The sequence below is a fragment of the Streptomyces triculaminicus genome (assembly GCF_017349075.1).
Taxonomy (GTDB): domain Bacteria; phylum Actinomycetota; class Actinomycetes; order Streptomycetales; family Streptomycetaceae; genus Streptomyces; species Streptomyces triculaminicus.
The window spans coordinates 308775-324328 of the sequence record NZ_JAFMOF010000001.1 but is presented as its reverse complement, the minus strand read 5'-3'; the positions used below and the strand labels follow the sequence as shown (position 1 = coordinate 324328).

Here is a 15554-nt window from a genome sequence, read left to right as displayed (position 1 = left end):
GGCTCTTCATCAGGGTGAGTAACGGGACTCGAACCCGCGACATCCTGGACCACAACCAGGTGCTCTACCTGCTGAGCTATACCCACCATGTCCGGTGTTTGTTTCCGTGTTTCTTACCGGCCGAGAAAAAGTGTACAGGGTCCGGAGGGGTGCTCGCTCCCAGCTCTCGTCGTGCCGGGAGCGAGCTGCGTCACTATGCCTGGCTGCGGCTTTACGCCTGGACGGGCAGGACGTGTTTGGCCGCGATGGCCTTCGCCGTGTCGGAGTCCGGACCGGGCTGCGGCACGAAGATCGCCTCGCGGTAGTAGCGGAGCTCGGCGATCGATTCGCGGATGTCGGACAGTGCCCTGTGGTTGCCGGTCTTCTTGGGGCTGCTGAAGTAGGCGCGCGGGAACCAGCGGCGGGCCAGCTCCTTCACCGAGGACACGTCCACGATCCGGTAGTGCAGGTGACCCTCCAGGGCGGGCATGTCCCGCAGCAGGAATCCACGGTCGGTGCTGACCGAGTTTCCGCACAGCGGGGCCTTGCCCGCCTCCGGGACGTGCTCACGGACGTACTCCAGGACCTGACGCTCCGCTTCCTCGAGCGTCGTCCCGCCGTCCAGCTCCGTGAGCAGCCCGGAGGCCGTGTGCATCTGGCGCACCACCTCGGGCATGGTGGCGAGGGCCTCGGCGGGCGGGCGGATGACGATGTCCACGCCGTCCCCGAGGATGTTCAGCTCAGAGTCGGTGACCAGGGCGGCCACCTCGATGAGCGCGTCGGCCGACAGCGAGAGCCCGGTCATCTCGCAGTCGATCCACACCATGCGATCGTTCATACGTCTCACCCTACGGGGCGCTCCCGCTGACCGGGCAGGCGTGGAGCATAGAGGTCGGCATCCGATTTGCCGGAATCATTGGGGTTCATCCCATGACTTCCGCCGTGACCGGCGTGGCCCATATGACCTCCGTGGCCGACGTGCGGCGGCGGGCTGCCCAGGGGCGCACCCGTCACCGCGTGCGCGGCCGGAGCCATGGCCGTGCGCCGCATCCCCATGAGCGACGGCTCGCCGGAACGGTGCTCGACGGGATCCGGCCGGTCGAACCGGTCCCCGCGCTCACCCCGCTCCACACGCTCCGCCCGCTCGCTCCGCTCCACGCGCTCCGGCCCGCTCTGCGGCCGGCGCGCCCGGTAGGCGGCCCGGTAGGCGGCGGGGGAGGATCCCAGCTGCCGGCGGAAGTGGCCGCGCAGGGCCACCGGCGAACGGAAGCCGCAGCGCCCGGCGACCTCGTCCACGGAATAGTCCGAGGTCTCCAGGAGTCGCTGCGCCTGCAGCACCCGCTGAGTGATCAGCCACTGCAACGGGGCGCTCCCGGTGAGCGAGCGGAACCGTCGGTCGAACGTGCGACGGCTCATATAGGCGCGGGCGGCCAGGGTCTCCACGTCGAACTGCTCGTGGAGGTGCTCCAGCGCCCAGGCGACGACCTCGGCGAGCGGGTCGGCGCCGATCTCCTCCGGTAAAGACCTGTCGAGGTAGCGCTCCTGTCCTCCGCTGCGGCGCGGTGGCACGACGAGGCGGCGGGCCAGGGCCCCCGCGGCGTCGGCGCCGTGGTCGGTGCGGACGATGTGCAGGCACAGATCGATGCCTGCCGCGGTGCCCGCGGACGTCAGTACGTCGCCGTCGTCCACGAAGAGCTCCCGGGGGTCCACATGGACCGACGGATAGCGCTTGGCGAGCGTGGGCGCGTACATCCAGTGGGTGGTGGCGGGCCTGCCGTCGAGCAGGCCCGCGGCGGCCAGTACGAAGGCCCCGGTGCACAGCCCGACGATGCGGGCCCCCTCTTCATGGGCCCGGCGCAGCGCGTCGAGTGCGGCGGCCGGTGGCGGCTGGGTGATCGACCGCCAGGCCGGTACGACTACGGTGCCGGCCCTGGAGAGTGCCTCCAGGCCGTACGGTGCGGTCAATTCCAGGCCGCCGGTCGTTCGCAATGGCACATCTTCGCCCGCGCACACCAGCAATCGGTAGCGGGGAACTCCTGCGTCCTGTCGGTCGATCCCGAACACGGAGAGCGGAATGGAGCTTTCGAAGATGGGGCCGCCGCTGAAAAGAAGTACGGCGACGATCTCCCGGCGGCGGCGTCCGGAGAGCTTACGCGCGGCCTCCGGTGCGGTCGTGGAGTCCTGGCTCATGGCGCTAAGCCCCCCTCGGCGGTCGAGTCCTCTCGGTCCTGCACGTTTCCCCTCGGTCCTGAACGGTTCCCCCGCCGGTCATGGCCAAGATCGAATCTACTGCGTCGTTTGGAGACGCGGTGACCAGTTCACCACCCGCCTCTAAGTCGACATGACAACTTGGCGCGAAGCGTTCGATCACGAAGCGTTGCACTTGCAGGCCCCGGTGAAAAGTACGCCTCTCGCCCATGCCCTCTGTCCGTAGGCGGCAACCGCCCTGCAGGCCCGTTTCCTTGCTGGTCGACCGGCTGTTGGAGGGCTCTTTGGCCAAGGTGTGAAGTTCGGGCCGAACTTGGCTGAAAACCTACGGGTGCAGGCGTGCGAGAGGGTCCGTCGAGGGGGGATCAGGAGCCCGGATGACGCGCCCCGCGATGGCTTCCGCCGCCCGTCCGGCCGCGCCTGCCGCGGTGCGGAATCGGCTGTTCCGAGGAGACCCTCGCGGCGGTGCGCGCCGACTGGCGCAGGAGGGCGTGACAGGCGGAGGTGAGGGCCACCAGACCGGCCGCGGTGCCGGCCGCGCCGCCGAAGGACTGACCGCACATCAGCAGGACGACCGGAACCAGGACGCAGCTGAACGCCGCCCAGCGGACCACGTCGCTCACCGGATCGGGGGACTGCCCCTCGGAGGTGTCCTCGCGGGCGTCATCACGGGTTCCGGGCACGAGCGGCTCCCTGCTGGCGGCTGCTGGAGGTGGTACGCGGTACTACAACGGCGGCCCGGGGGCCTGGGTCACTGGGGAGTGGGTACCAGTGAGTAGAGCCGGGGCCATTGCGCTACGCGCCGCGCTCGTGCATGCTCCGGGGAACGCCCACGGGGGCTCGTTCCCGTGCGGCGGCCTCTGGGCAGGCAGGCAGTGTCGCCGTACCCTGGGGGTAAGCACTTGAAAAGATGAATCCCGGACGGATTTGGCCGTCCATGATCCATCCGAGGGCGTGCCCCCCGACAACTCCAACCAGTCCACCGCTGATCCCCTCGACACGAGGCTTCCTTCGCCGAGACACCGATGGCCGGTCACGAATTCTCCGAACCCGCGGACCGCAAGCGGATCGCCGATCAGACGGCGCATCCCGAAGCGGCGGAAGAAACACGTCATTCCTGCGATCCGGCGTTCCAGCACGGCGTCGTGGTGGGCTTCGACGGTTCCATGTCGAGCGAGCGAGCGCTTGCGTATGCAATCGGGATGGCCCGCCGTTCCGGCTCGGGCCTGATCATCGTGCATGTGGCCAACCGGCTGCCGACGACGGTGTGGGCCGGCTGTGAGCCGCCGGTCTTCGTGGACGTTCCCGATCACCGCACCGAGGTGCTGGGCCTGGAACTCGCCTGCGCGGACTATTTGTCCGAAGTGCCCTGGATTCTTGTGGAGCGTGGTGGGGACATCTGCCATGAGCTCGAAGAGGTCGGCCGGGAGTACGCGGCGGACGCGATCGTGGTGGGCTCCACGCACGGCCTGGTCGGCCGGATCTTCGGCTCGGTGGCGGGCCGGCTGGCGCGGCGCGCCCAGCGGCCGGTCGTGGTCATCCCGTAGAGCGACCGGACCTGTCCGGACATGCCCCGGAGGCATGTCAACTCCCGCGGACCGAAAGGCCGATGGCGTCGAATCCGGCGTGAAGCGCGTCTTGACGTGCGTCTTGGCATGCCTTGGCGCGTGCCTTGGCGAGCCGCGAAATCTACTCACGCGTAGAGGTGGCTCGTGCCCCGGGTGCGGGTAGGTCTCCGGCACACGACGCTGTCGTGCCGCCGGACGGGAGGTGACGGTTCCCGGGACCGGTGGCATCACCGCCGGTGTGAGGGCGACGCCGGCACAGGGGAGGCGGCCCTCCCCGCGCGCGTGGTGGCACGCGTGGGGAGGGCCGTCCTCTCGTACCTGTCGCGGACAGGTGCGGACAGGTCCGAGAGGGCTTGGGGGCCCGCCGGGGGCGGGCCGGGGCGGACCAGGGCGAAATCGCCCGGCCGTGACTACTCGACCGTGACGGACTTCGCCAGGTTGCGCGGCTTGTCGATGTCGCGGCCCATGGCCTTCGCCGTGTAGTAGGCGAAGAGCTGCAGCGGGATGCCCATCAGGATGGCGTCGAGCTCGTCCTCGTTCTTCGGCACCACGATCGTGTGGTCGGCCTTCTCCTGCTCCTGGTGCGCGACGGCGAGGATGCGGCCGCTACGGGCCTTGATCTCCTCGAGCGCGGCGCGGTTCTTCTCCAGCAGCTCGTCGTTCGGGACGATCGCGACGGTCGGCATGGCGGGCTCGATCAGGGCCAGCGGGCCGTGCTTGAGCTCGGAGGCCGGGTAGGCCTCGGCGTGGATGTACGAGACCTCCTTCAGCTTCAGCGAGGCCTCGCGGGCCACCGGGTAGCCCCGGACGCGGCCGATGAACATCATCGACTTGGCCTCGGCGTACTCCTTGGCCAGCTCCTCGATCTGCGCCTCGTTCGCCAGGATCTCCTCGATCTGGCCGGGCAGCTTGCGCAGGCCCTCGATGATCCGCTTGCCGTCGGCGACGGACAGGTCGCGGGTGCGGCCCAGGTGCAGGGCGAGCAGGCCGAAGGAGACCACCATGTTGGTGAAGCACTTGGTGGAGACGACGCAGACCTCGGGGCCGGCGTGCACGTAGATGCCGCCGTCGGTCTCGCGGGCGATCGCCGAGCCGACCACGTTCACCAGGCCCAGGACGCGGGCGCCCTTGCGCTTGAGCTCCTGGACGGCGGCGAGGACGTCGTAGGTCTCACCGGACTGGGAGACGGCGATGTAGAGGGTGTCGGGGTCCACGACCGGGTTGCGGTAGCGGAACTCGGAGGCCGGCTCGGCGTCCGCGGGGATGCGGGCCAGCTCCTCGATCATCTGGGCGCCGATCTGACCGGCGTGGTACGAGGTGCCGCAGCCGAGGATCTTGACCCGGCGCACCGCGCGGGCGTCGCGGGCGTCGAGGTTCAGGCCGCCGAGGTGCACGGTGGAGAAGCGGTCGTCGATGCGGCCGCGCAGCGCGCGGTCCACGGCGTCGGCCTGCTCGTGGATCTCCTTGTGCATGTACGTGTCGTGGCCGCCCATGTCGTACGACTCGGCCTCCCACTCCACGGTGGTCGGCTGGGCCGAGGTGGAGGAGCCCTCGGTGGTGTACGTGCGGTAGTCGTCGGCGCGCAGGGTGGCCATCTCGCCGTCGTCGAGGGTGACGACCTGGCGGGTGTGGCTGACCAGGGCGGCGACGTCGGAGGAGACGAACATCTCCTTCTCGCCGATGCCCAGCACCACGGGGGAGCCGTTGCGGGCGACGACGATGCGGTCCGGGAAGTCGGCGTGCAGGACGGCGATGCCGTACGTGCCCTCGATGTACTTGACCGCCTCGCGGACCTTCTCCTCCAGCGTGCCGGCCTCGGAGCGGGCGATGAGGTGGGCGAGGACCTCGGTGTCGGTGTCGGAGACGAAGACGAAGCCCTCGGCCGTCAGCTTGGCACGCAGGTCGGAGGCGTTGTCGATGATGCCGTTGTGGACGACGGCGACCTTCTCCTCCGCGTCCAGGTGCGGGTGGGCGTTGACGTCGTTCGGGGCGCCGTGGGTGGCCCAGCGGGTGTGGGCGATGCCGGTGGTGCCGGCGAAGCGCTTGGGGAGGCGGGCCTCCAGCTCGCGGACGCGACCCTTGGCCTTGGCGGACTTCAGGCCGCCGGCCTTGCCGCTGGCGTGCAGGGCTATGCCCGCGGAGTCGTAGCCGCGGTACTCCAGCCGCTGCAGGCCCTCCAGCAGCAGCGGAGCGACGTCACGCTTGCCGATGTATCCGACGATTCCACACATAGGTGACCCTCCCAGGTTAAACGATCAGTGGCGCCCGGAGGCGACGACGACGGTGGAAGCGGTGAGGCGGCCGTGCGGGGCCGCCTCACCGTTTCCGTCCCGGCTGCCGGTTCAGCCGTAGACGATGCGACGCAGTTGCCGCAGTGAGAGCTCGGGTGGTGCCACGGCGCGGTGCGGCAGCTCCGCGGCGATCCGCTCGAAGATCTCCGTGTTGTTCAGCCCGCCGGACTGCAACTCGCGGTGGCGGCGGCGGACGAACTCCTCGGCCGTCTCGTCGAAGTACGCCAGCACGTCCAGGACCACCCGGGCAGCCTCGCCGCGCTGAAGCGGCGTGCTGCGCACCAGGTGGTCGACCAGGTCGTCATGGGGCATACGGCGTTCGAGCACCCGTCGATACTGAGGGCTACGGAGAGCATTCGCAAGAATCCTGCCCGATTTCGGGCAGGGAATCCAGGGAATGTGAGGTGAATCAGCTGCAAACGTCTGAAGATCGCCTGATTTGCCAGGCCGGGCCGGCCGGCCGGGGAGGGCAGGGGCAGGCCGGGCCGGGCGGGGGAGGAAAGGGGCAGGCCGGGCCGGGCGGGGGAGGGTTCCCGCCCGGGTTCCCCCCCGAGCGGTCAGTCCGTGAGTCCCAGCTCGCGGGCGATCAGCATGCGCTGGACCTCGCTCGTGCCCTCGCCGATCTCGAGGATCTTGGAGTCGCGCCACATCCGGGCGACCGGGTATTCGTTCATGAAGCCGTAGCCGCCGTGGATCTGGGTGGCCTCGCGGGCGTTGGTGACCGCGATCTCGGAGGAGTAGAGCTTGGCCAGCGCCGCCTCCTTCTTGAACGGCTCGCCGTGCACCAGGCGGGAGGCGGCGTCGCGCCAGGCGATCCGGGCGGTGTGGGCCCGCATCTCCATGTCGGCGATCTTGAACTGGATGGCCTGGTTGGAGCCGATCGGCCGGCCGAAGGCCTCGCGGGTCTTCGCGTACGACAGGGACTCGTCGACGCAGCCCTGGGCCAGGCCCGTGGCCAGGGCGGAGATCGCGATACGGCCCTCGTCCAGTATCCGCAGGAACTGGGCGTAGCCGCGGCCCTGCTCGCCCAGCAGGTTGGCGGCCGGCACCCGGACGTCGGAGAAGGACAGCTCGCGGGTGTCGGAGGCGTTCCAGCCGACCTTGGAGTAGGGGGCCGCCACCGTGAAGCCGGGGGTGCCGGACGGCACGATGATCGAGGAGATCAGGGGCTTGCCGTCCGGCTTGCGGCCGGTGACGGCGGTGACGGTGACCAGGCCGGTGATATCCGTGCCGGAGTTGGTGATGAAGCACTTGGTGCCGTTGATCACCCATTCGCCGGTGGCCTCGTCCAGGCGGGCCGTGGTGCGGGTGGCGCCCGCGTCGGAGCCGCCGTCGGGCTCGGTCAGGCCGAAAGCGCCCAGCATCTCGCCGGAGCAGAGCTTCGGCAGCCACTCCCGCTTCTGCTCCTCGGTGCCGAAGCGGTAGATGGGCATCGCGCCGAGCGAGACCCCCGCCTCGAGGGTGATGGCCACGGAGGAGTCCACGCGGGCGAGCTCCTCGAGGACCAGCCCGAGGGCCAGGTAGTCCCCGTCCATGCCGCCGTACTCCTCGGGGAACGGCAGCCCGAACAGGCCCATGCGGCCCATCTCCCGCACGATCTCGTACGGGAACTCGTGCCGCTCGTAGAAGTCGCCGATCTTCGGGGCGACGACGTCGTGTGCGAACTCCTCCACGGTGCGGCGGAGTTCCTCGTGCTCGGGGGAGAGGCGGTGGTCCAGCGACATGGCTCAGGGCTCCTGGTGGGAGAGGGCACGGACGGTGCGGGACGGGCTGGGTCGGCCCAGTTGGCGGGCCATCCACACGCTGGTGGCGGTGAGACGGCCGAGATCGACGCCGGTGGTGACACCGAGGCCGTCGAGCATCCATACGAGGTCTTCGGTGGCGAGATTGCCGGTGGCGCTCTTGGCGTACGGGCAGCCGCCGAGGCCGCCGGCCGAGGCGTCGACCGTGCTCACGCCGTGCCGCAGGGCGGCGAGGGTGTTGGCGAGGGCCTGGCCGTAGGTGTCGTGGAAGTGCACGGCGAGGCGGTCGGTGGGCACGGCGGCCTCGTTGAGCGCGGCCAGCAGCGCCGTGACGTGGCCGGGGGTGGCCACGCCGATGGTGTCGCCCAGGCTCAGCTCGTCGCAGCCGAGGTCGAGCAGGCGGCGGGCGACGCGGACCGTCCGCTCGATCGGCACGGCGCCCTCCCACGGGTCGCCGAAGCACATGGAGAGATAGCCGCGCACCCTGAGGCCGGCCTCGCGGGCCGTCGCGACGACCGGGGCGAACATCTCCAGCGACTCGTCGACGGTGCGGTTGAGGTTGGCCTTGGCGAACGACTCGGTCACGCTGCCGAAGACGGCGACCTCACGGGCGCCGAGGGCGAGCGCGCGGTCGAGACCGCGCCGGTTGGGCACCAGCACCGGGAGGCGGGCCCCGACGCCCTCGAGCATCGGCAGCAGCTGCTCGGCGTCGGCCAGCTGGGGCACCCACTGGGGGTGCACGAAGCTGGTGGCCTCGACGGTGTCGAGCCCGGCGGCCGCCAGCCGGCGGATGAACTCCGCCTTGACCTCCGTCGGGACGATCGTCTTCTCGTTCTGCAGGCCGTCGCGGGGGCCCACCTCGTGGATACGGACGCGGGAGGGGAGGGCCGGGTCGGGCACGGCCATGGGCAGCTGGCCGATCATGATTCCTCCAGGGGCGCGACCGGGGTGACGACGGCCAGGACCTGGTCCATCGCCACCGTGCTGCCGGCGGTCACGTCGAGCTCGGTGACGGTGCCGGCGTGCGGGGCGGCGATGACGTGCTCCATCTTCATCGCCTCGACGACGAGGAGGCTCTGGCCGGCGGCGACCTCGTCCCCGACGGCCGCCTTGACCACGGTGACCGTGCCGGGCATGGGGGCGGTGAGCGTGCCCGCGTGGGCGGCGCCGCCGCCACCGGTGAGGGCGGCGGCCACGGGGTCGTGGGGGGTCAGGTGCCAGGCGTCGCCGTCCCGGGCGAGCCAGGTGCCCCGGGGGCCGGCCGCGTGGGCGAAGGCGTGGGTGACGCCGTCGATCTCGAGGGCGATCCCGGCGCCCCGGTCCGGCAGCAGCTTCGCGCCGGCCGGGCCGGCCTCGCCGACGGCCACCTCGCCCTCGCGCACCCGGACCGTCACCGGGGCCTGCCCCGGCACGCGGAAGTGGTGGGGCGTCCAGGCGGGGGTGCCGCCCAGCCGCCAGCCGCTGGGCGCGGAGAAGGGGTCCGCCCAGCCCGAGGGGCCTTCGGCCCGCTCCTCGGACAGCCGGGCCTGGGCGCGCAGGGCCCCGGCGGCGTAGACCTCCCGCGGCACGTCGGCCGGCACCAGGGACGCGGCGTCCCGGTCCACCAGGCCGGTGTCCAGGTCGCCCGAGACGACGTCCGGGTGGGCCAGCAGGCGCCGCAGGAAGCCCACGTTGGTGTCCACGCCCAGGACGGTGGTCCCGGCGAGAGCCGCCCGCAGGCGGCGCAGGGCGGTGGCGCGGTCGGGGCCGTGGGCGATCACCTTGGCGAGCATCGGGTCGTACGACGTGCCCACGTCGCCGCCCTCGGCCAGGCCGGAGTCGACCCGTATCCCCTCGCCCGCCGGCTCGCGCAGCGCGAGCACGGTGCCGGCCGACGGCAGGAAGTCGACGCGGTCGCCGCTCACGCGCGCCGTCTCCGCGCAGACGCGGGCCTCGATCGCGTGGCCGGAGAACGTCACGTCCTTCTGGGAGGGGCCCAGCACCTCGCCGGAGGCGACGCGGATCTGCCACTCCACCAGGTCGAGGCCCGTGACCAGCTCCGTCACGGGGTGCTCGACCTGCAGCCGGGTGTTCATCTCCATGAAGTAGTAGGAGGAGGGGGCGTCGCCGGGAACGATGAACTCCACCGTGCCCGCGCCCGCGTAACCGCAGGACCGCGCCGCCTGCACCGCCGCCTCGCCCATGGCCGCGCGCGTCGGCTCGTCCAGCAGGACGCTCGGCGCCTCCTCGATGATCTTCTGGTGCCGCCGCTGCAGCGAGCACTCGCGCTCGCCGAGGTGGATGACGTTGCCGTGGCCGTCCGCCAGTACCTGGATCTCGATGTGCCGGGGCCGGTCGACCCAGCGCTCGACGAGCAGCGTGTCGTCGCCGAAGGAGCCGCGCGCCTCGCGCCGGGCGGCGGTGATCTCCTCGCCGAGCAGCGCCTCGTCGCGCACGAGCCGCATGCCCTTGCCGCCGCCGCCGGCCGACGGCTTCAGCAGCACGGGCATGCCGATCTCCCGGGCGGCCTCGACGAGCCGCTCGTCGCTCAGGCCGCTGCCCACGGAGCCGGGCACGACCGGCACGCCCGCCGCCCGGACCGTCTCCTTGGCGCGGATCTTGTCGCCCATCAGCTCGATGGCCTCGGCGGGCGGGCCGATGAAGGCGAGCCCGGCACCGGCGCAGGCACGGGCGAAGGCGGCGTTCTCGGCGAGGAAGCCGTAGCCGGGGTGGACGGCCTCGGCGCCGGTGCGCGCGGCGGCGTCCAGCAGCCGCTCGATGGACAGATAGCTCTCGGAGGCGGCCGCCGGGCCGATGCGCACCGCGGTGTCGGCCTCGCGGACGTGCCGGGCGCCGGCGTCGGCGTCGCTGTACACGGCGACGGAACGGATGCCGAGGGCGCGCAGCGTACGGATGACCCGTACGGCGATCTCGCCCCGGTTGGCGACAAGGACAGTCTCGAACATGCTCCGCCTCACATCCGGAAGACGCCGTAGCCGGGCTCGCCCAGGGGGGCGTTGGCACAGGCGGTCAGGGCCAGGCCCAGCACCTGCCGGGTCTCCAAGGGGTCGATGACACCGTCGTCCCACAGCCGGGCGGTCGCGTAGTAGGCGTTGCCCTGGGTTTCGTACTGCTCGCGGACGGGGGCCCGGAAGGCCTCCTCGTCCTCCGCGCTCCACTGCTCGCCGCGCGCCTCGAGCTGGTCGCGCTTGACGGTCGCGAGGACCGAGGCGGCCTGCTCGCCGCCCATGACGGAGATCTTGGCGTTGGGCCACATCCACAGGAAGCGCGGCGAATAGGCGCGGCCGCACATGGAGTAGTTGCCCGCGCCGTAGGAGCCGCCTATGACGACCGTCAGCTTCGGCACGCGCGCGCACGCCACGGCCGTGACCATCTTGGCGCCGTGCTTGGCGATGCCGCCCGCCTCGTACTGCCGGCCGACCATGAAGCCGGAGATGTTCTGCAGGAAGAGCAGGGGGACGCCGCGCTGGTCGCACAGCTCGATGAAGTGGGCGCCCTTCTGGGCGGACTCGGAGAAGAGGATGCCGTTGTTGGCGACGATGCCGACGGGGTGGCCGTGGATGCGGGCGAAGCCCGTCACCAGGGTCTGGCCGAACTCGGCCTTGAACTCGGCGAAGCGCGAGCCGTCGACGACCCGGGCGATCACCTCGCGCACGTCGTACGGTGTGCGCGAGTCCACCGGGACGGCGCCGTAGAGCCCCGCGGGGTCGGCCACGGGCTCCTCGGCCGGCTCCACGGACCAGGGCAGGGGCCCGCGCTCGGGGAGCGTGGAGACGATGGTCCGCACGATGCGCAGGGCGTGGGCGTCGTCCTCGGCGAGATGGTCGGTGACGCCCGACACCTTCGAGTGAACCTCGCCGCCGCCCAGCTCCTCGGCCGTGACGACCTCGCCCGTCGCGGCCTTCACCAGCGGCGGGCCGCCCAGGAAGATGGTGCCCTGGCCGCGCACGATGACGGCCTCGTCGCTCATGGCGGGGACGTAGGCGCCGCCGGCCGTGCACGAGCCGAGGACCGCGGCGATCTGCGGGATGCCGGCGCCGGACATGCGGGCCTGGTTGTAGAAGATGCGGCCGAAGTGCTCCCGGTCGGGGAAGACCTCGTCCTGCAGGGGCAGGAACGCGCCGCCGGAGTCGACGAGGTACAGGCACGGGAGCCTGTTCTCCAGGGCGATCTCCTGGGCGCGCAGGTGCTTCTTGACGGTCATGGGGTAATACGTGCCGCCCTTGACGGTGGCGTCGTTGGCGACGATCACCGTCTCGCGGCCGGAGACCCGGCCGATGCCCGCGATGACCCCCGCCGCGGGGGCGGCGCCGCCGTACATCCCGTCGGCCGCCAGCGGGGCGATCTCCAGGAACGGCGAGCCGGGGTCCAGCAGGGCGTCCACCCGGTCGCGCGGCAGCAGCTTGCCGCGCGCGGTGTGCCGCTCGCGGGCCCTTTCGCCGCCGCCCAGCCGTGCCTCGGCCAGCTTCTCCCGCAGCCCCGCCACCAGCTCGCGGTGCGCGGCCTCGTTGGCCCGCCAGGCGTCGGAGGCCGGATCTGCGGCGCTCCCCAGCACCGGTGCCTGCTGCATGTACTCGAGCTCCCTTGCTCGGTTAATGAGCGTTAACACATCCGCCTTCAGGTTAACGACCACTAACGCCGCTGTCTAGAATCGATTTCGTGAATGACGCACCCGCCCGCCCCCAGGCGGCTCCCCCCCCACCCGCCGCGAGCAGATCCTCCGGGAGGCCGCCCGGCTCTTCGCCGAGCGCGGCTTCCACGGCGTCGGGGTGGACGAGATAGGAGCGGCGGTCGGCATCAGCGGCCCCGGGCTCTACCGCCACTTCGCGGGCAAGGACGCGATGCTGGCCGAGCTGCTGGTGGGTATCAGCGGCCGGCTCTTCGCGGGCGGCCGGCAGCGGGTGGCCGACGCCGCCGAGGCCGGGGCCGGCCCGGCCGAGGTGCTCGACGCGCTCATCGACGGGCACATCGACTTCGCCCTCGACGACCGCGCGCTGATCACCCTCCACGACCGCGAGCTGGGCCAGCTGCGCGACACCGACCGCAAGCTGGTCCGCTCCCTGCAGCGTCAGTACGTCGAGCTGTGGGTCGACGTGGTCCGCCGGCTGCACCCGGACGCCGCCGAGGCCGAGGCCCGGGCCGCCGTCCACGCCGTCTTCGGGCTGCTGAACTCCACCCCGCACCTCGGTCGCCCCGGCGCCCTGCCCAGCCGGGCGGCGACGGCCGCGCTGCTGCGCCGCCTCGCGCTGGGGGCGCTCGCCACGCTCTCGGCCTGACCGCCCGGCCGGGCGGTGCGTGGCGCGAAGCGGACCGTCGCGATCGCGCCGACAGGTTCTGGACAGCTCCGGTACCGGCCGGTAGCTTGCCTGAGCAAGCGCTTACACAGCGGGAGGGGAAGCCGTCATGCGCCGCACCGTCTTCAACGAGGACCACGAGGCTTTCCGGGAGACGATCCGGGACTTCATCGCCGCCGAGGTCGTGCCCCACTACGACGAGTGGCGCGAGGCGGGCATCGTGCCGCGCGACTTCTACCGCACGCTCGGCGAGCTGGGCGTCTTCGGCATCGAGGTGCCCGAGGAGTACGGCGGCGCCGGCCAGAGCTCGTTCAAGTTCCAGGCCGTCATCACCGAGGAGTGCGCCCGCGCGGGCGTGAGCTTCGGCGGCGCGGGCGTGCACACCGCGCTGTGCCTGCCGTACCTCCTCGCCTACGCGAACGAGGAGCAGAAACGGCGCTGGCTGCCGGCCTTCGTCTCCGGCGGGATGATGACCGCCATCGCCATGACCGAGCCCGGCACCGGATCCGACCTGGCCGGCATGAAGACCACCGCCCGGCTCTCCGAGGACGGCACGCACTACGTCCTCAACGGCGCCAAGACCTTCATCACCGGCGGCGTCCACGCCGACCGCGTGCTCGTCTGCGCGCGGACCGCCCCGCCCACCCCCGAGGACCGGCGCGGCGGCATCTCGATCCTCGCCGTCGACGCCGCCTCCGAGGGCTACGCGGTCGGCCGCAAGCTGGAGAAGCTCGGCCTGAAGACCTCCGACACCGCCGAACTGTCCTTCACCGACGTCAAGGTGCCCGTCGAGGACCTCCTGGGCAAGGAGGGCGAGGCCTTCTCCTACCTCATGCACAACCTGCCGCAGGAGCGCCTGGGCATCGCGTTCGGCGCGTACGCGCAGTCGGCCGCGGCCGTCGCGTTCGCCACGGAGTACGTACGGGACCGGACGGTCTTCGGCCGGACGGTCGCGTCCTTCCAGAACACCAAGTTCACGCTGGCCGACTGCCGGTCCGAGGTCGACGCGATGCAGGCGGTCGTGGACCGGGCCCTGGAGGCGCACGACGCGGGCGAGCTGACCGCCGCCGACGCCGCCTCCGCCAAGCTCTTCACCACCGAGCGCGCGGCCGTCGTCATCGACAAGTGCCTCCAGCTGCACGGCGGCTACGGCTACATGATGGAGTACCCGATCGCCCGCCTGTACGCGGACACCCGCGTCAGCCGCATCTACGGCGGCACGAGCGAGGTCATGCGGTCCATCGTCGCCAAGTCGATGGGTCTGTAGGGCGACCGATGACGAACGAGCCCCTCACCCCCCTCGACGACCTGCTCGGCCTGCTCGACCTCGAGCCGATCGAGGAGAACATCTTCCGCGGCGCCGCCGGCCGCGCCACCATCGTGCCGCGCGTCTTCGGCGGCCAGGTCGCCGCGCAGGCCCTGGTCGCCGCCGGGCGCACGGTGCCGGCCGACCGGCGGGCCCACTCGCTGCACTCGTACTTCCTGCGCCCGGGCGACCCCGGGGTGCCCATCGTCTACACCGTGGACCGCATCCGCGACGGGCGCTCCTTCACCACCCGCCGCGTCGTCGCCGTGCAGCACGGGCAGCCGATCTTCCACCTCTCCGCGTCCTTCCAGACCGAGGAGGAGGGGCTCGAGCACCAGGAGCCCATGCCCCCGGCACCGGACCCGCTCACCCTGCCCACCGCCGCGGAGATGCTGCCCCACTACGCCGACCGCCTGGGCGGCCCCGAGGTCGTCGAGCGCATCCTGGAGGCGCGCGACGCGGTCGACCTGCGGTACGTGGACGAGCCGCCGCTGGCCAGCGTCGGCGAGCGGCGCGAGCCGAAGTCGCAGGTGTGGTTCCGGACGAACGGCAAACTGGCCGACGACCCGATGCTGCACATCTGCCTCGCCACCTACGTCTCCGACATGACGCTCCTGGACTCCGTGCTGCTCGCCCACGGCCGCGGCGGCTGGGCCGTCGGGGACGTCGTCGGCGCGAGCCTGGACCACGCCATGTGGTTCCACCGGCCCTTCAGGGCCGACGAGTGGCTGCTCTACGACCAGGAGAGCCCCACCGCCCAGGGCGGCCGGGGGCTCGCGCGCGGCCGGATCTTCACGGCGGACGGGCAGTTGGCCGTGTCCGTCATCCAGGAGGGCGTCGTCCGCGTTCCGCGCGCCTGAACGACCTCGTACCCTCTTGAAGTCGATCAGTATCGGGAGGGGTACGGGGATGCCGCGCACGGGAACAGCCATGAGCAACGCGGTTCGAGCACTGCTGATGACCACCGGGGTGGCCTTGATCGCCTTCGGTGCCGTCTTCTTGTTCTTCTGGCACGCCGAGGTCGTCGAACTCGCCGGCAGCGCCCGGCTGATATCGGGCCTGGCGCTGAGGGCGGTCGAAGCCGCCGTGCTCTACGGCGGCTCCTGGCTGGCCGTCAAGGGCTGGAACGGCCGCTGGGGCAAGCAGGAGGCCTAGCCCCGCCTGGA

14 protein-coding genes and 1 tRNA gene are annotated in these 15554 nt (G+C 71.6%); 5 read left to right on the top strand and 10 right to left on the bottom strand.

Features of this window, described 5'->3' with window-relative positions; translation table 11 throughout:
- Positions 1-13: 13 nt before the first annotated feature.
- The 4 genes from J1792_RS01560 to J1792_RS01545 all read right to left on the bottom strand — a co-directional run bounded on the left by J1792_RS01560 (position 14) and on the right by J1792_RS01545 (position 2870).
- Positions 14-86, bottom strand: a tRNA-His gene (locus tag J1792_RS01560).
- Between the two features lie 125 nt (positions 87-211).
- Positions 212-817: an oligoribonuclease gene (gene orn / locus J1792_RS01555; protein ID WP_086573831.1), complete on the bottom strand. Its 606-nt coding sequence runs from the start codon at positions 815-817 to the stop codon at positions 212-214.
- Positions 818-822: 5 nt separating this feature from the next.
- Positions 823-2169, bottom strand: a complete 1347-nt coding sequence (locus tag J1792_RS01550; RefSeq protein ID WP_086573833.1) for a helix-turn-helix domain-containing protein — start codon at positions 2167-2169, stop codon at positions 823-825.
- A gap of 383 nt (positions 2170-2552) precedes the next feature.
- On the bottom strand, positions 2553-2870 hold the full coding sequence (locus tag J1792_RS01545; RefSeq protein WP_307842873.1) for a hypothetical protein: 318 nt from the start codon (positions 2868-2870) through the stop codon (positions 2553-2555).
- 342 nt (positions 2871-3212) lie between these two features.
- Between J1792_RS01545 and J1792_RS01540 the strand changes: the two genes are divergently transcribed.
- Complete coding sequence (locus J1792_RS01540) at positions 3213-3734, top strand: universal stress protein (RefSeq protein WP_071965807.1); 522 nt, start codon at positions 3213-3215, stop codon at positions 3732-3734.
- Positions 3735-4165: 431 nt separating this feature from the next.
- Here the strand turns inward: J1792_RS01540 and glmS are convergent, their stop codons facing one another.
- The 6 genes from glmS to J1792_RS01510 form a co-directional block, all read right to left on the bottom strand.
- Positions 4166-5986 carry a glutamine--fructose-6-phosphate transaminase (isomerizing) gene (glmS, locus tag J1792_RS01535; protein WP_207246534.1) on the bottom strand — a complete coding sequence of 607 codons (1821 nt, stop codon included), beginning with the start codon at positions 5984-5986 and terminating at the stop codon, positions 4166-4168.
- A gap of 111 nt (positions 5987-6097) precedes the next feature.
- Positions 6098-6373, bottom strand: a complete 276-nt coding sequence (locus tag J1792_RS01530) for a hypothetical protein (RefSeq protein WP_086574229.1) — start codon at positions 6371-6373, stop codon at positions 6098-6100.
- A gap of 230 nt (positions 6374-6603) precedes the next feature.
- Positions 6604-7764 carry an acyl-CoA dehydrogenase family protein gene (locus J1792_RS01525; protein WP_086573409.1) on the bottom strand — a complete coding sequence of 387 codons (1161 nt, stop codon included), beginning with the start codon at positions 7762-7764 and terminating at the stop codon, positions 6604-6606.
- 9 nt (positions 7765-7773) lie between these two features.
- Entirely contained in the window at positions 7774-8712 is a 939-nt protein-coding gene (locus J1792_RS01520) for a hydroxymethylglutaryl-CoA lyase (protein ID WP_086573406.1), read from the bottom strand.
- Positions 8709-10733, bottom strand: a complete 2025-nt coding sequence (locus tag J1792_RS01515; RefSeq protein ID WP_086573407.1) for an ATP-binding protein — start codon at positions 10731-10733, stop codon at positions 8709-8711. The genes J1792_RS01520 and J1792_RS01515 overlap by 4 nt, the downstream gene beginning before the upstream one ends.
- Before the next feature lie 8 nt (positions 10734-10741).
- Positions 10742-12358 (bottom strand): carboxyl transferase domain-containing protein, encoded by a 1617-nt coding sequence (locus J1792_RS01510; protein ID WP_207246532.1) that lies wholly within the window; start codon positions 12356-12358, stop codon positions 10742-10744.
- 145 nt (positions 12359-12503) lie between these two features.
- On the opposite strand from J1792_RS01510, the gene J1792_RS01505 reads away from it, so the two are divergent.
- The 4 genes from J1792_RS01505 (at position 12504) to J1792_RS01490 (ending at position 15543) form a co-directional block, all read left to right on the top strand.
- Positions 12504-13064 (top strand): SACE_7040 family transcriptional regulator, encoded by a 561-nt coding sequence (locus tag J1792_RS01505; RefSeq protein WP_207247060.1) that lies wholly within the window; start codon positions 12504-12506, stop codon positions 13062-13064.
- A gap of 127 nt (positions 13065-13191) precedes the next feature.
- The gene (locus J1792_RS01500; RefSeq protein WP_207246531.1) at positions 13192-14349 is read left to right on the top strand and encodes an acyl-CoA dehydrogenase family protein; all 1158 of its coding nucleotides are present in this window, start codon (positions 13192-13194) and stop codon (positions 14347-14349) included.
- Between the two features lie 8 nt (positions 14350-14357).
- A complete protein-coding gene (tesB, locus tag J1792_RS01495; protein ID WP_207246525.1) occupies positions 14358-15248 on the top strand; it encodes an acyl-CoA thioesterase II in 891 nt (296 codons plus the stop codon).
- Positions 15249-15318: 70 nt separating this feature from the next.
- Positions 15319-15543, top strand: a complete 225-nt coding sequence (locus J1792_RS01490) for a hypothetical protein (RefSeq protein WP_207246523.1) — start codon at positions 15319-15321, stop codon at positions 15541-15543.
- Positions 15544-15554 lie beyond the last annotated feature (11 nt).

Bases quoted from the DNA above. Each gene is read 5' to 3' on its own strand.
- orn (WP_086573831.1), bottom strand. From the start codon at position 817: ATGAACGATCGCATGGTGTGGATCGACTGCGAGATGACCGGGCTCTCG.
- J1792_RS01550 (WP_086573833.1), bottom strand. From the start codon at position 2,169: ATGAGCCAGGACTCCACGACCGCACCGGAGGCCGCGCGTAAGCTCTCC.
- J1792_RS01540 (WP_071965807.1), top strand. From the start codon at position 3,213: ATGGCCGGTCACGAATTCTCCGAACCCGCGGACCGCAAGCGGATCGCC.
- glmS (WP_207246534.1), bottom strand. From the start codon at position 5,986: ATGTGTGGAATCGTCGGATACATCGGCAAGCGTGACGTCGCTCCGCTG.
- J1792_RS01520 (WP_086573406.1), bottom strand. From the start codon at position 8,712: ATGATCGGCCAGCTGCCCATGGCCGTGCCCGACCCGGCCCTCCCCTCC.
- J1792_RS01515 (WP_086573407.1), bottom strand. From the start codon at position 10,733: ATGTTCGAGACTGTCCTTGTCGCCAACCGGGGCGAGATCGCCGTACGG.
- J1792_RS01510 (WP_207246532.1), bottom strand. From the start codon at position 12,358: ATGCAGCAGGCACCGGTGCTGGGGAGCGCCGCAGATCCGGCCTCCGAC.
- J1792_RS01500 (WP_207246531.1), top strand. From the start codon at position 13,192: ATGCGCCGCACCGTCTTCAACGAGGACCACGAGGCTTTCCGGGAGACG.
- tesB (WP_207246525.1), top strand. From the start codon at position 14,358: ATGACGAACGAGCCCCTCACCCCCCTCGACGACCTGCTCGGCCTGCTC.
- J1792_RS01490 (WP_207246523.1), top strand. From the start codon at position 15,319: ATGAGCAACGCGGTTCGAGCACTGCTGATGACCACCGGGGTGGCCTTG.